The sequence below is a fragment of the Algoriphagus faecimaris genome (genome assembly GCF_900101705.1).
Taxonomy (GTDB): Bacteria; Bacteroidota; Bacteroidia; order Cytophagales; family Cyclobacteriaceae; genus Algoriphagus; species Algoriphagus faecimaris.
Map to the genome: position 1 here is coordinate 146,790 of NZ_FNAC01000003.1, position 15,427 is coordinate 162,216.

14 protein-coding genes are annotated in these 15,427 nt (G+C 41.9%); 6 read left to right on the forward strand and 8 right to left on the reverse strand.

Annotated features, from left to right (window positions below; translation table 11 throughout):
* Positions 1–67 precede the first annotated feature (67 nt).
* From BLQ57_RS02750 to BLQ57_RS02760, 3 genes are read right to left on the reverse strand one after another with little or no spacing between them, the layout of a single operon-like run.
* Positions 68–928 (reverse strand): DUF3822 family protein, encoded by an 861-nt coding sequence (locus BLQ57_RS02750; RefSeq protein ID WP_087939179.1) that lies wholly within the window; start codon positions 926–928, stop codon positions 68–70.
* Positions 900–1,481, reverse strand: coding sequence for a hypothetical protein (locus tag BLQ57_RS02755; protein WP_087939180.1), 582 nt, complete (start codon positions 1,479–1,481; stop codon positions 900–902). Before BLQ57_RS02755 ends, BLQ57_RS02750 begins: the two co-directional genes overlap by 29 nt.
* 50 nt (positions 1,482–1,531) lie before the next feature.
* Positions 1,532–2,041, reverse strand: coding sequence for an NUDIX domain-containing protein (locus tag BLQ57_RS02760; RefSeq protein ID WP_087939181.1), 510 nt, complete (start codon positions 2,039–2,041; stop codon positions 1,532–1,534).
* A gap of 56 nt (positions 2,042–2,097) precedes the next feature.
* Here BLQ57_RS02760 and BLQ57_RS02765 point away from each other — a divergent pair, with 56 nt between their 5' ends.
* The 4 genes from BLQ57_RS02765 (at position 2,098) to BLQ57_RS02780 (ending at position 6,514) form a co-directional block, all read left to right on the forward strand.
* Positions 2,098–3,480 (forward strand): ATP-dependent DNA helicase, encoded by a 1,383-nt coding sequence (locus BLQ57_RS02765; RefSeq protein WP_240507787.1) that lies wholly within the window; start codon positions 2,098–2,100, stop codon positions 3,478–3,480.
* Positions 3,481–3,632: 152 nt separating this feature from the next.
* Positions 3,633–4,028 (forward strand): DUF1573 domain-containing protein, encoded by a 396-nt coding sequence (locus BLQ57_RS02770; protein WP_087939215.1) that lies wholly within the window; start codon positions 3,633–3,635, stop codon positions 4,026–4,028.
* A gap of 132 nt (positions 4,029–4,160) precedes the next feature.
* A complete protein-coding gene (locus BLQ57_RS02775) occupies positions 4,161–5,906 on the forward strand; it encodes an ABC transporter ATP-binding protein (RefSeq protein ID WP_087939183.1) in 1,746 nt (581 codons plus the stop codon).
* A 92-nt stretch (positions 5,907–5,998) separates the two neighbouring features.
* Positions 5,999–6,514 (forward strand): UpxY family transcription antiterminator, encoded by a 516-nt coding sequence (locus tag BLQ57_RS02780; protein WP_087939184.1) that lies wholly within the window; start codon positions 5,999–6,001, stop codon positions 6,512–6,514.
* A gap of 49 nt (positions 6,515–6,563) precedes the next feature.
* Here BLQ57_RS02780 and BLQ57_RS02785 read toward each other — a convergent pair whose 3' ends face one another.
* The 5 genes from BLQ57_RS02785 to ligA all read right to left on the reverse strand — a co-directional run bounded on the left by BLQ57_RS02785 (position 6,564) and on the right by ligA (position 12,519).
* Entirely contained in the window at positions 6,564–7,268 is a 705-nt protein-coding gene (locus BLQ57_RS02785; protein WP_087939216.1) for a hypothetical protein, read from the reverse strand.
* Between the two features lie 123 nt (positions 7,269–7,391).
* On the reverse strand, positions 7,392–7,580 hold the full coding sequence (gene xseB / locus BLQ57_RS02790) for an exodeoxyribonuclease VII small subunit (protein ID WP_087939185.1): 189 nt from the start codon (positions 7,578–7,580) through the stop codon (positions 7,392–7,394).
* Positions 7,577–8,887: an exodeoxyribonuclease VII large subunit gene (gene xseA, locus BLQ57_RS02795; protein WP_087939186.1), complete on the reverse strand. Its 1,311-nt coding sequence runs from the start codon at positions 8,885–8,887 to the stop codon at positions 7,577–7,579. Before xseA ends, xseB begins: the two co-directional genes overlap by 4 nt.
* Positions 8,888–8,890: 3 nt before the next feature.
* Entirely contained in the window at positions 8,891–9,754 is an 864-nt protein-coding gene (gene dapA, locus BLQ57_RS02800) for a 4-hydroxy-tetrahydrodipicolinate synthase (protein WP_087939187.1), read from the reverse strand.
* A 302-nt stretch (positions 9,755–10,056) separates the two neighbouring features.
* Entirely contained in the window at positions 10,057–12,519 is a 2,463-nt protein-coding gene (gene ligA, locus BLQ57_RS02805; RefSeq protein ID WP_087939188.1) for an NAD-dependent DNA ligase LigA, read from the reverse strand.
* Between the two features lie 129 nt (positions 12,520–12,648).
* Here ligA and BLQ57_RS02810 point away from each other — a divergent pair, with 129 nt between their 5' ends.
* Entirely contained in the window at positions 12,649–13,287 is a 639-nt protein-coding gene (locus tag BLQ57_RS02810; protein WP_087939217.1) for a TetR/AcrR family transcriptional regulator, read from the forward strand.
* A gap of 61 nt (positions 13,288–13,348) precedes the next feature.
* The gene (gene metG / locus BLQ57_RS02815; protein ID WP_240507788.1) at positions 13,349–15,406 is read left to right on the forward strand and encodes a methionine--tRNA ligase; all 2,058 of its coding nucleotides are present in this window, start codon (positions 13,349–13,351) and stop codon (positions 15,404–15,406) included.
* The last annotated feature ends 21 nt before the right edge of the window (positions 15,407–15,427 follow it).

Here is a 15,427-nt window from a genome sequence, read left to right on the forward strand (position 1 = left end):
TCTCTTTTTTACCCTTGGCTTACCTAAACCGATCTGTTGATAAAATCATGGTTACCCGAGGATAGCCTTAATCAAATTGCCAGTAGATTTCCAAAAGCCCTAAATCTTTTAAATGCTTAAATCCATGCGAATAATTTTGATTAGCATGGGGAGTCAGAATTCGAAAATTATGAAAATAAGTTTTTCCCCAATCCTCCGTAATTTCAGATTTTGGAGGAACGCCGTAAAGCGTTATTCTTACATGATTTCGATCATAGTTGAGCTGCTTAATAAGGATAAGCGCGTATTTTAAAAGATCTTCTTTATCATCGAGGTCGAAGATATTGAAGGCATTGAGCTCTTGATCGGTGAATGCTGCGGCATAAAACTGATTTCCGATAATATTAATTAGGATTTCCTGACCGATAAGGTTGAAGCGCTCCTTGAACAAATAGGAAAGAAAAGAGACTGATCCATGATGAAAGCTGAGCTCACTAAATCTAGCCTGCAAATGTCTTTTGAGTTTCTCCTCTACCAAAGAAACTACCTGTAAATTATTACTGTCCAAAGGGGTATTGAAATAGAAAGACGCTTGGGGTAGTTCAGTAGAAAAACGTAGAAAGTTTGCCTCATTACCCGTAGAAAAAAGTACTCCAGGAACTAAGCTAAATTCTTTTCGATGAAGATAGATTTTACATGGAACGTCTAGCTTCATCAATTGATCTGTGGTGATAAGCTCATCCAGTTGATTTAATAAAAAATCAGGATAAAAGTGAACGCCAATATTGGCCTGATTCTTATCCTTGGCAAATATGACCAAGGAATCAGGGTATAAAAAAAGTGATAAGCTCGATGTATCTTCTACATCAAACTTATCACTTTTAAATACTTTAAGTAGGTTTTCCAAAGCAGGGATGAAATTATCTCCAGTTACCTTCTGTGGAGGCATCTGTTCTAGATCCTACTTTTAGCGCTTTTTCGTTGTTGTTTAATCTTCTTTCAGGATTGATAGGGGCGGGATCTCTGATCTCAAACACGTTGATTTCATAAGAGTTTCGCTCTATTTTATCAGCAAAGAATTCGAACATTTTACCTCCTGAACCCGGTACAACTGCTAATCGCTCAAGATCAAAATCAGGATATTTTCTTTCATTGAATAGTGAATCTATCACAGCTACTGAGCCCAAGGTGTCAAAGGTTACAGTGGTCTCTTCTTTTCCGTAATCGAGAAGCTTGGTAGTTTCACTTCGCTCGATCAACCAGATTTGGCCTTCTTGGATGAAATTCTTTAAAGAATCCCAGTTGTCAGCATATTTACGGTTGGAAGCTTCATAAGCCAACTGAGCATCTCTAAGCATTTGAAGTTTTTCGATGATGGCGCTTTCAATAAGGGCAATTCGCTTTTCTTCTTCTACTACGTCATCTACGCCTTTCCATAGAAGGTAGCCAAGGCCTAAAGCCACCAGAAAGAAAACAAAGGATAATACTTTGGTTAGGTTCATTTTGTTGAAATTTTATAAATCTGGGTAAGGTTGAAGGTTTTTAAAACGTGCTATTTTAGGTATTTATTTTCAAAATTAAAATATCCTTTCCACAATCCTAAGTCTTGAAAGGATTTTATTGTCCAAAAGATTTGATGAACTGACGCATTTGGCAATGAACGGAGCTCTTCCAAGGACATCCATGTCAATTCTTTTAATATTTGGTTTTCTTTCTCCAATTCTGGATCTGTGCCCAAGTGGAGACTGCCTCCTTTCAGTTTTACCTCAAAGAACAGCTCAACCGCATGAAGTGGAGGTTCTAGAAATTCATGAACAAAAAGGAAATCACCTACTTCTATTTCGAGCCCAGTTTCCTCCAAATATTCTCTTTGAAGATTGGCATGAGCACTGCTGCCATATTTCATGCCTCCTCCCGGAACTGACCAAAAATCCTGCTGATCACTCATTTGATGATTGATCATTAGGATCTTTTCAGCCTCTATCAGTACACCGTTGACTCGAGTTCTTAAGCGGTTTCCGAATTTTGTGGCAATTTGTTTACCGATTTTGTCTTGGGTCATGTACTTTCGTTGCTATGGGTAAAGATAGAAAGACCAAATTGAAGCCATCTGTTTTGATGGAAAATTTTTTCCCTTTTCAAGCAACGGCAGGGCAGGCACAATTTTTTGAACGGATGAATCACTTCTTGGACCTTGATCCTGCCGAAAAGCCCACTTTTGTCCTCAGAGGCTATGCGGGTACGGGGAAAACTTCGGTCATTTCTGCCTTAGTTCAAGCTCTTCCCAAACTGGACTTACGTTCTTTGCTATTGGCGCCTACCGGAAGAGCAGCTAAGGTGATGAGTAATTACAGCGGTCGTGGTGCTTACACTATTCACAAAATCATTTATAAGCCTAAAGGCGATCCCGGAACGCTTGGAGGTACATTTGTCTTGCAAAAGAATTATTACAAGAATACAGTCTTTATCATTGATGAATCCTCCATGCTGGCTGATGACGGCGGGATGTCGGGAAACTTATTGGGAGACGTGATTCAATTTGTGTTCGGCGGTGAAAATAATCGATTGATTTTTGTAGGTGATACAGCGCAGTTGCCTCCAGTGGGAAGTGAGTATAGCCCTGCCTTGGAGTCGGGTTATTTACTCCGTCATTTTAGGCTTCAAGCAGAACAAGTTGAGCTGACAGAGGTGATGCGACAGCGTTTGGCTTCGGGTATATTACAGAATGCTACTTCCCTTCGAGAGATTCTTCTCCAAGAAGTCACTACTATCCGATTCAAAACAGCAGGCTTTAAGGATATTTATAAAATGACTGGAGAGCGTCTGGAGGATGGTCTACGCTATGCCTATGATAAATATGGTACAGATAATACCGTGATCATCACTAGGTCCAATAAAGCAGCAGTTCAGTATAATCTTTACATCAGAAGGGTGATTCATTTTTTTGAAGATGAAATCTCAGGAGGGGACCTTTTGATGATTGTCAAAAATAACTACACCTACATGGCAGATTCGGAGAAAGTGAATTTTTTGGCCAATGGGGATATGGTAGAGGTGATGAAAATCCGAAACTTTGAGGAAATGTATGGTTTTCGATTTGCATCGCTTGAATTACGTCTGTTAGATTATCCTGAAGAGCCTCATTTCGAAGCCAAAGTCCTCCTTGACACTTTGTATTCAGCAAGCCCTTCGCTCACAAGAGAGCAATACAGGCAACTCTACGAGCAAGTTTCGGAAGACTATGCGGATATCGAAAAGAAGTCCGAGCGACTGGAACTCATACGAAAAGATCCTTACCTCAATGCACTTCAGGTGAAGTTTGCCTATGCACTTACTTGTCATAAAGCTCAAGGCGGGCAATGGCAAGCGGTTTTTGTAGATCAAGGCTATCTATCGGATGAGCAGTTAGATAAAGATTTCGTTCGATGGCTATACACTGCTATTACCAGGTCTTCTGAGGAACTTTATTTATTGAATTTTTCACCTCAGTTTTTTGTTTAAATTGTCCCTATGAAACACTACTTAGGAAAATTTAACACGAGTCAAAAGGTACCTTTGGCAAGGTATTTTCGATAGGAAGAGAGGATTTGAGTTGTAAAAATTTGAACTTGAATGAAAATAGTGAATATTTGAAACCAGTAATTGATAAAACCATGAAAAAATTAGGATTAATCTTTAGCGTATTTGTCTTGTTGTTTTCGACACAGGCTTTTGCCCAATCAGAAAATGGCCCCGTAATCTCATTTAAGGAGAAGTCTATAGATTTTGGAGACTTGAAGCAAGGTGATAAGGTTTCACACACCTTTGAATTAACCAATACAGGTACAGCTCCCTTGGTGATTTCAAATGTAGCGGCTACCTGTGGATGTACAGTGCCAAGCTGGCCAAAAGAGCCTGTTGCTCCCGGTGCAAGTGCAAAAATTGAAGTCTCTTTCAATTCTGCAGGTAAAATGGGTAAGCAAAATTCGGTAGTAAGAATCTACTCCAATGCATCAGAGCCGATCGAAAAGGTGTCTCTGATATCAAACGTCTTACCGAAAACGAAGTAATCTCGTTCTTATAAACTTATTGACCTGTCAGTTTTCACTGGCAGGTTTTTTTTTGTCAAAAGAGAAAAGTTTCACCTTTACTGACTAAATGAACCCCTGCGTTCGATTTGGGGTTCACTCTCTTTGTAATCTATGGAAAAGAAAAAAGAACGGAAAGTCACCATTGGGCAGGTCTTTCAAACCATCATTTGGCCTAGGAGAAAGCAACTCTTATTGGGATTGTTTTTGATTATTATCAGTAGACTTTCAGGCTTGGTTTTGCCAGGAGCAAGTAAATATCTAGTCGACGATGTGATTCCTTCCAATGATTTGGATTTACTGAAATGGTTGATTTTCGCAGTAGTATTGGCCATTGTCATCCAATCTGTGACCTCCTATGCGCTGACTCAGATATTGTCTGTGGAAGCTCAAAATCTAATTGCCAAGCTTCGGTCAAGGGTACAGAGTCATATTATTAAATTACCGATTCGGTTTTTTGATAATACCAAAACGGGTGAGCTGGTATCCAGGATTATGACCGATGTAGAAGGAGTCCGAAATTTGGTTGGGACAGGCTTTGCACAGATGATAGGAGGGATTATTACTGCTATCATTTCGCTGATCCTTCTGATCAGCATCAGTCCTATGATGACCTTGTATGTCTTAGTTCCTGTGGCGGTTTTTGGGCTGGTTTCTCTGAAGGCTTTCGGAAAAATAAGACCGATTTTTAGAGAACGAGGTAAAATCAATGCACAGGTAACCGGTAGATTAACGGAAACTCTCGGAGGTATTCGTGTCATCAAAGGATTCAATGCCGAGCAACAAGAAATCAGAACTTTTGAAGAAGGGGTCGACCTACTCTTTCAAAATGTCAAATCCAGTCTAACGGCCACCTCTTTTGTAACCTCTGCAGGTACCTTGTTGCTGGGATTGGCATCAGCAGGAATCATGGGGATGGGTGGCTGGATGATCATGGAGGGTGAAATGACCTTTGGTGATTTTCTTGCATTTACCCTCTACTTGGGATTTATGATAGCTCCTATTGTACAGATGTCTAATATTGGGTCCCAATTGACAGAGGCTTTTGCTGGACTGGATAGAACAGAAGAGATCATGAATACTCCGCTGGAATCTGATGATCGTGAGCGAACTATAGAGATGACTGAGTTGAAAGGAGAGATTAGGTTTGATCAAGTATCCTTTGCCTATGAGTCAGGAAAAGACGTGATCCGAGAGGTAAGTTTCGAAGCACCGGCTGGATCAGTAACTGCTTTGGTGGGGACTTCTGGATCAGGTAAAACAACGATTGCCGGCTTAGCCGCCACATTTCTGAATCCCGACTTTGGTCAAATCACTTTAGATGGAGTCGATTTGCAAAAAGTCACTTTGGACTCTTTCCGGTCTCAATTGGGTGTGGTGTTGCAGGATGATTTTCTGTTTGAAGGTACCATCAGGGAAAACATTCTTTTTCCAAGACCGGAAGCATCAGAAGAGCAGCTCGATCAGGCTGTCAGAGCAGCACATGTTCAAGAATTTACTGATCGATTCGAGGATGGATTAGATACTTTAATCGGCGAGCGAGGAGTAAAGCTCTCAGGAGGTCAGCGTCAGCGAATTGCCATAGCGAGAGCTATTTTGGCTGATCCTAGGATTTTGATTTTGGATGAGGCTACTTCTAACCTTGACACAGAGTCAGAGACCCTCATTCAAGCTAGTTTAAAGGAACTCATGAAGGGTAGGACCACCTTTGTGATAGCCCACAGATTGAGTACTATCAGGCAAGCGGATCAAATCCTTGTCATCGAGCAGGGGAAAATCGTAGAGCAAGGCAAACATGAAGATTTGATCGCAAAGAAAGGAAGGTATTACCAGTTATATACTTATCAAGCTAGGATTTAAGGGTTTATACTAATCAGTTGAGGATAATGTGACAAATCCCCCTTTTATGGTCTAGGATTTGTAAATTTGAAGTCCCAAATGTAAAAATGAGTATGAGTGAATTGAAATGGTTTGTGATGTACACAGCCTCAAGATCAGAGAAGAAAGTGGCGAAAAGACTCAAAGAGGAAGGATGGGAAGTGTATTTGCCTTTGGTGACAGAACTCAGACAGTGGTCCGATCGCAAAAAAAAGGTTGAAAGACCACTTTTTAACGGGTATGTTTTTGTAAAAACCAAGCGAAATCAACTTTGGGAATGCCTGCAAGTTCCCGGTTCAGTCAAATTTGTTCACTTCAGCGGACAACATGCTACTGTGAGAGAAGAAGACTTGGACACGATCAAAAGAATCGTCGAAACAGGAGTAGCAGTAGAAACTGATGGCTCTGAAATCGAACCTGGAGAGCAAGTAAAGGTGATCGGTGGGCCTTTGATGAATATGGAAGGGGAATGTATAGAAAAAGGTAATAAGGATTACTTTGTCATTAGAATCCCAGGAATTTATCAAAATATGCTAGTAAGTATAGAGCGAAAGTTTTTAGAAACGCTCCCAAAGAAGGTAGAGTCTTGAATAGTTGGAGTTTTCAAAAAAAATCCCCTAGTAACTGCTAGGGGATTTTTTACTCCTTGATTTTAGGGGAAAGGTATTTTCTTATCACTAGTTGGGCTTGGGCCATATGATCTCCAAAACGGTTGAATCCAATGTTTCCATCCAAATTATCCGTAAAAGTCAACAGCATGGTACCTTCTCCAGCGATATCTAAGTAGGGACCGATTCTGTAGCTTAGCCCTGCTCTGATCGGCACATAACCTGTAGTCAGATTATTTTTACTCGGGTTTTCTTCAGAGCTAAATGACTTTGTCTGCTCTGTATTCACTTGCATAATTCCCAGTCCTAGTCCACCGTACAGGTTAAATCGAGAACGATGCATGTGGTTTGAAAATGGAATCAAGTTGATACTGGGCATGATGTCGAGATAGATCGCAGATCCTGTAGCCGTGAAGGAAGCATTATTAGCAGTCCACGCATCTTGGAGCACTTGGCCCGGACTCCCGCCACTTTGGATCCACTGAATTCCCGTGGTAGCTCTCAAGTCGAGCAATTTACTCATTCGCTTGGTCATCGCGACAGATACAGACGGCTTAATTTCAAAATTCCAAGAGCGATACTGACCACCATTATCCATGTAGGCAAAAGAAGGTCCAATGCCCAAGCTGATAAGATGATCTCTTGAAATGCGTTCTTTGTAAAAATTCTGTGCGCTGGCACTAGTACTTAAAAGAAGTGCACTGACTAGGAGCAAAATCGGGAAGGTATTTTTCATAATATTCAGCATTAATGCTGTAAACTGTTAATCAAAAAATGACAACAAGTATGCCAATGAGCTTGATTAACTCGGTTTAAAGTAGAAGGAACCTGGTAAAATCCTCTTTAGTTTAATTGATTCTCAGGAGTCTTCAAAGGCTTTTTGAATGTCCTCTTCAGTGGCTTTTAACTTCGTACGGCAAAGTTTGACCAAATCAGAGGCCTCTTTGACTAATTCGGAAAGTTCATCTACGCTTTTTTTTCCTTCCTCCAACTGGGCGACGATCAACTCAAGTCGCTGCATGGCTGTAGTATAATTCAATTCATTCATGGCTTATCGATAGCTGTGATTTTACTTTTTATTTTTTGGCTTTGACTGTATGTGAGGAGTTCGTCATTGATCTGGGGATTGGTCAGATGAACTGGCTTTCCATCCAATTCGCTTCTGGTATAGCCTCTTTCCAAAATGGACTTGGGGTTTAACTGTTGCAGTTGCTTTTCTATAAAATCTAGTTTTGAACTAGTGTTTTTCATAAAAATAAGTATTCCTCTTTCGAGTTCCTGCGTGATTTGATCTAGTTTTCTCTGCTGATTACTAAGGTTGTTTTTTACACTTAAAGCGATGCGTTGATGCCGTGAGTTTAATTTTTCAGCCTCAAGGCTCAATTTGGATTGCACAGCACTTTTAAGTCGATGATTGGTCTGCGAAAGCTGGTCAGCAGCTACTTGTAACCGCTGCCTACTCAGGCGGTCAATTCTATTCATTAGCATACTGATATTTTCTTCGTAAATCCGAAATGCTGAAAGCAAAAACTCAGCAACGGCTGTAGGGGTTTTGAGTCGAGTGTGTGCTACGAGGTCTGCCACTGTTTCATCACGCTCATGGCCGATGCCTGTCAATACTGGTAAAGAAGTCTGTGCGATTTTAGCAGCTAGTCGATAATCATCAAAGCAGTCCAAGTCCAGCTGTGCACCACCTCCTCTAATCAGGATAATCGCCTCGTAATCCAACTCACTCTTATCAGTTTCTATTTTCTCGAGAGCCTTTATGATCCCACTGACAGCTTCATTTCCCTGCATGGGAGCTGGATAGAGCCGGTGATAGATTTTGTAGCCTGCAGGATTGTTTTCTAATTGATTGATAAAGTCCCCATATCCAGCAGCGGTAGGGCTGGAAATGATAGCGATTCGCTGGATTACCTGAGGAAAGGGAAGACTGGCATTGATTCGTAAAAGGCCTTCTCTTGTCAATCGATCGATCGTTTCCTGTCGCACACGAGCTCTTTCACCAAGCGAAAAAGAGGCGTCTATGTCTTTGATATTTAAGCTAAAGCCATAAATAGGGTGGAAAGTGGCCTGTACCTGTGCCAAGACTTTCATACCGTTTTTCAGTCCTGCTCCCGTGATACTTTCAAATCGAGCGGCAATTCCCCGAAAGGTAAACTGCCAGCAGTTGGATCTCATTTTGGCCACCACTTGATTGCCTTGTTTTTCTGCCAGTTCGAAATAGGCATGCCCCTGCGGTGCCTGTCTGAAATCTGCGATTTCTCCTATCACCCAATAAGTAGGCTCAAGCTCATTTTCTAGGGTAAACTTGATCAATTCGCCCAATTGGGATATGGAATAGGCGTTTTGCACGGCTTAGACTAGTGTTTTGTAAATTTCTTGAATCTTTAAGTTGAGGTCAATACTCGCCCTTAACATTGGAAGTCGTACCTGATCTCCGCAAATCCCTAAATGCGAAAGTAAATTTTTGATACCTACGGGGTTTCCTTCCTTATACATCAGATCATTGATTGGCAAGAGCGAAAAAGCTGCTTTGAGACTTGCAGATTCGGTGCCATGACAAAGGTCTCTGAAAGTGGACGGCAGCGCGTTGGCCAAGACAGAAATTACTCCTACTCCACCAATACTCAGTATCGCTTTGCTCAATAAATCATCTCCCGAAATCAATAAAAAATCATCGGGTTTGTTTGCCGCTATCTGCATGCACTGCTCGAGACTTCCACTTGCCTCCTTCATTCCTATGATATTGGGATGCTCCGCTAGTGCCAAAGTAGCCTCTGCAGTCATATTGGACATGGTTCTACCCGGGACATTATACAGAATGACTGGGACCGGTGAGGCATCAGCTATAATTTTATAGTGTGCTATGATTCCGGATTGGCTTGGCTTGTTGTAGTAAGGACTGACAGATAAGATAGCATCGACTCCACTAAAATCTGTCTGGGCTATTTCATCCAAAACCGCCTGCGTATTATTACCGCCGAGACCGTAAACTAGAGGGACTCTTCCTTTATTATGGTCAATGCAGGCTTGAAGCACTATTTTCTTCTCTCCTGGTGAAAGGGTGGCAGATTCTCCAGTGGTCCCTAAAACCACCAGATAATCTACTCCACCAGCTAGAGTGAAATCGATCAGTTTATTTAGGGATTCGAAATCAATACTGTAATCATCATGAAAAGGTGTGACAAGTGCCACACCAGTGCCTGCAAATGAATTCATTGTAATATTAAATTGAAGACTCAAAGATAAGACCTTCCTATCGGAAAGTCAGGTGATGTAAATTTTTTCGCAATCAAATCTCGGATCGCAAAAAGAGAAAGAAAAGCTTCTCGTGATGGGAGGTGTTTTTTCCTCTCCGTTGGAAGAAATTCATTGTAATACGAAGCCATTTAGGGAAATAATATCCGATTTTCCCAACCTTTTGAAATTTGTGACTTGTATAGTAAAGAGCTGGGAAAGGGATTTAGTTTCCTGAATCTTGATTTTTGACTTTTAGCTTGCCTCTAAGCTTTACCTTTTACCTAAAGGTCAGATTGATTGACCATTTTTAAAAATTCTTCTTCTGAGATCATCTTTACGCCTAATTTCTGGGCTTTTTCCTTTTTGCTGGGCCCCATGCCTTCTCCCTCTATGATGAAGTCAAGATTTTTAGAAACTGAGGAAAGGTATTGCCCTCCGTGGGATTGGACAAAATCTACAATTTCATCGCGCTTGAAATGTTCGAGTTTGCCGGAGGCTAAAATTTTCTTACCGGCCAAAGCTTGACTTTGTGGCTGTTGGTTGCTTTGATCAATTTCAAAATTAAGGCCTTGCTTTTCCAATTTTTCAATGATTTGGAGATTGTTCTCTTCGGCAAAGAACTCTTGAACACTTTGGACCAAAGTCTCGCCTACGCCATTGATTTCCAATAATTGTTCAGCGCTTGCCTCTTGTAGTTTTTGAATGCTCCCAAAATGTCTAGCCAGTAATTGAGCGGTATTTTCTCCGATATTTCGGATGCCCAGAGCAAAAAGAACCTTTTCAAAAGGCTGGCTTTTGGAAGCTCTGATTCCTTCAAGCATATTGGAAATGACCCCTTCTTGAAAGGTATTGGCTTTGAGTTTTTTGATTCGATCGCGGATTTCGTCGGGTAGATCAAGGTTCAGTCTCAGGAGCATGCCATGTACTGTGCCTTCCTTTTTGCTGGCTTCTAAAATTTGCTCAAAGGCAATTCTCCGTCCCAGAAAAATCTCCAAAACCAAAGCTACAGGTACATAATCTTCCAGTTTAGGAAGCTCTGCGTGATCTTTTATGGAATTGATCAGGTAGTCTACCATTCCTACGTTGGAAGGTACCTTTTTTCTCCATTGTCGGATTTGATCCTGAAATCGCTTTAGGGTATCAAGCAGTGGGAACTCAGCAGTTTGGAGAAGGAATTCTTGGATTTGTTTGAAGGAAATACCTTCCGTGAGGGCAAATAGGGCTTTTTCCAATGAAATATAGAGGAGACCACTACCTTCTTTTTCATATTGATCCTGATTCATTTCAAGGCCTAGAAGATCTTTTTCTTTAGATTCCAGATCGTAGATGTCAGCATAGTTTTGAATGAATTTCTGATCAATTAAAGCCCGGATTCGTTCTGTTCCCATGGAGTCAATGTCCATGGCCCGCTTGTGTACAAAGTGCTCGATTCTTCCCAAAACTTGTGGCGGGCAAGAGTTGGCATTAGGGCAGAAATGCTTGGCTTCCCCTTCTTTTCGCTCAAGAGTACTACCGCATTCTGGACAGGTATCGATGTAAGTGATTGCAGCCGCATTTTCTTTTCGTTTGGCACTATTGACAGCAGTGATTTTGGGGATGATTTCTCCTCCTTTCTCCACAAAAACAAAATCTCCTTCGTGTATACCGAGCCGCTCGATTTCGTTAGCATTATGTAAGGAAGCTCGCTTCACTGTAGTACCGGCGAGACTGACGGGAGCTAAATTGGCCACGGGAGTAATCGCTCCTGTGCGGCCGACTTGATAGGTGATGGATAGAAGTTCGGTCTCGGCACTTTCAGCTTTATACTTATACGCAATCGCCCACCGGGGATTTTTTGCGGTAAATCCCAGTTCCTCACGCTGATCGTAATCATTGATTTTGAGCACTACTCCATCGGTATCTAGAGGAAGTTGATGGCGTTTTTCTCTCCATTCTTCAATGTACTGAATCACATCCTGTATCGTAGCGGCCTTTTGATAAGTAGGGGATACGTTGAAGCCCCATTTTTCAATAAGATGAATCGCCTCCGAATGAGTGTTTACGCTGAGCTCCTCGCCTAGTAATTGATAGAAGTAGCAATTGAGTCGTCTTTTGGCCACTACTGCACTGTCCTGCATTTTGATGGTTCCGGATGCAGCATTGCGGGGATTGGCCAGCAGTGTCTCTCCTTTTTCAGCTCGTTCGGCATTGATTTTTTCAAACTCCCGATGAGGAAGGAAGATTTCCCCTCGGACTTCAAACTTGTCAGGTATCTCATTACCCTCGATTGAAAGAGGAATATTTCGTATCGTTCGTACGTTGGCTGTGACATCATCGCCTTTGCTGCCATCACCTCTGGTGACGGCCCGAACCAATTTTCCTCCTTCATACACTAAGCTGATCGCTACACCGTCAAATTTCATCTCACAGAAATACTCGTAAGCCGTAGTTCCCAGGCCTTTCACTATCCGCTCGTCAAAGGCCATCAATTCCTCCAACGTGTAGGTATTGCCAAGGGAGAGCATTTTGTACTCGTGGGCAACGGTCTTAAATTCTTTGGTAATGGTGCCTCCAACTCGCTGACTTGGACTATCGGAGCTGAGTAATTCAGGGAATTGATTTTCCAGACGGATCAGCTCCTCAAGTAACTGATCAAATTCAAAATCGGAAATCTCTATTCTATCCTCTTGATAATAAAGATGATTGTGGTGATTGATTTCTCGGGTGAGTTGATCGATTCGAGCAGCGGCTTCCTGTGGCGTCATGATGGATAGATTTGAAAGAATTAGAGGGTAAAAATACCCAAGGATTTTGGCTTCGCAAGTCCTGGATTTACAACTCAATTTGGCTTAGGCTGTTACTTTTGAATGGCTATCTTTGACAAAAAAACTGAAATGGCTGCTAAGGCAAGTTTAGAAAGTAAAATCCTCGATGTCGCTTTTGGGTATTTTTTAAAAAAAGGTTACCGCAAAACCACGATGGAAGAAATTGCCAAAGAGTTGGGGATGAGCAAAAAAACCCTTTACAATTATTATCCTGGAAAAATAGAATTGCTTTCGGCGTCATTTGAAAAGCTCAAAACCAAACTCACTGCCAAAACGGAAGCGATCTTGGACAACCGCTACATCAGCTATCCTTTAAAATTAAAATCTACCCTTTCGATTGTGGCTACGCACTTGGCCCCTATCAGTCCGGAGTTGTTTGAAGATTTGAAAGTAATGGCTCCCGAAATATGGGAGGACCTTCGAAATTACATCAATGAATCCGCCTATCTCCGCTTCCAAAAGCTTATCGAAGAAGGAGTAGAACTAGGGCTGATCAAGCCTAATCTCAACGTCAGTTTAGTGGTCATGATGTATGCTGCTGCTGTTCAATCCCTTTTGGACCCAAACTACCGGTCTCAATTTCCAACTATTCTTCAGAGAGGTTTGGATATCCCGGCTTCGGATATTTATGATCAGGCGATATCGATTATCTATGAGGGGATTCTTACCGAAGAGGCCCGCAATGAATTTGCCAATGCATCGAGCTAGCTTCTTTTGATTTCCTTATCTTTGCCCCTCTTATTTTCCCGAAAAATACTTCCTGCCCATTATGAGCAAAAAATTCAATAGATATACTGTTACTTCCGCCTTGCCCTATGCCAATGGACCCTTGCACATCGGTCACTTGGCGGGATGCTACGTGCCTTCGGATATTTACGTACGATTTCTCCGATCCAAAGAAAAAGATGTCCTCTACGTCTGCGGATCTGATGAGCACGGTGTAGCCATCACAATCAAAGCCCGAAAAGAAGGTAAGACCCCACAGGAAGTGGTGGATCATTACCATCAGTTGATGAAGAAAAGCTTTGAGCAGTTTGGGATTAGCTTTGATCATTATTCGCGGACTTCTGCCCCGATTCACCATGAGACAGCCCAAGGTTTTTTTACTGATTTGTACCAAAAAGGGGAGTTTCTGGAGCAAAGCAACGAACAGTACTTTGATGAAGAGGCAGGACAATTTTTGGCAGATCGATACATTGAGGGAACCTGCCCCAAGTGTGGATTTGAGCATGCCTATGGAGATCAGTGTGAAAAATGCGGCTCCTCACTCAGCCCTTCCGAGCTGATCCATCCCCGCTCAAAACTCAGTGGACGTACGCCGATATTGAAAGAGACCAAACATTGGTTTTTGGATTTGGCCCGTTACCAAAGTTTTTTGAAGAAATGGATCTTGGAAGATCATGCTGAGGATTGGAAAAACAATGTACTTGGTCAGTGCCGCTCTTGGTTAGAAGCAGGGGATGGACTTCAGGCGCGCTCGATGACTAGGGATTTGGATTGGGGAATTCAGGTACCTCTTCAAGATGCTGAGGGTAAAGTACTCTACGTTTGGTTTGATGCACCGATAGGTTATATTTCTTCGACCAAAGAGTGGGCCCAGCAAAATGGGAAAGATTGGGAGCCATATTGGAAAAGTGAGGATACCAAGCTTGTGCATTTCATCGGAAAAGACAATATTGTTTTTCACTGCATTATCTTCCCCGCCATCCTTAAAACTCATGGAGGCTACGTGCTTCCCGATAATGTTCCCGCCAATGAATTTTTGAATTTGGAGGGAGAAAAAATTTCTACTTCTCGAAATTGGGCCGTATGGCTTCACGAATACTTGGAGGAATTTCCCGGAAAACAGGATGTTCTACGCTATGTGCTGACGGCCAACGCTCCGGAAACCAAGGATAATGATTTTAGTTGGAAGGATTTCCAGTCCAGAAATAACTCTGAGCTGGTGGCCATCTATGGGAATTTTGTCAATAGAGCAGTAGTCCTGACTCATAAATATTATCAGGGGCAGATACCTCAAAAGGGTGAGTTGACTGGATACGATGAGGAGGTTTTGAAGGCTTTAGCCGAATTTCCTGCTAAAGTAGCCTCTTCTATCGAGCGATACAGATTCAGAGAAGCGCTAGGTCTGATGATGGATTTGGCCCGATTAGGTAATAAATACTTAGCTGATACCGAACCTTGGAAAACCATCAAAACCGATGAGGTAAGAACCGCAACAATTATGAATATTGCGCTGAACATTGCGGCCAGTTTAGCTATTGTTTCTGAGCCCTTTTTGCCTTTTACTTCACAGAAGTTGTTTGATCTCTTTCAGATGAAAGATAGTAAATGGCAGGAAGCCGGGCAGCGAGATTTGCTGCCTGAAGGTAAAACGATAGGTCAAATGGGTCTTCTTTTTGAAAAAATAGAGGATCATGTAGTAGATAATCAATTAGAAAAACTTCAAAACTCGAAAAAGATGAATGAAGCAGCCAATGCACCGGTGACTCCGATGAAAGAGCTCATCACTTATGATGATTTTGCTAAATTGGATATGAGAATAGTGACTATTTTAGAAGCGGAGAAAATGCCTAAATCCAAGAAATTACTCAAGCTTAAGGTCGATGCCGGAGTAGGTCAGCGCACGGTTTTGAGTGGGGTTTCTGAGCATTTTGAACCTGAATTTCTAATCGGAAAGCAAGTAGTCATGCTGATTAATCTTGCTCCGAGAAAAATGATGGGGATAGATTCGGAGGGGATGATTTTGATGGCTGAAGATAAGGATGGTAAACTCAAACTTCTTCAGCCTCACGAAGTGACCGCGAATGGTTCTACTATATCCTAAGTGTAAAGAATCAGAATTATA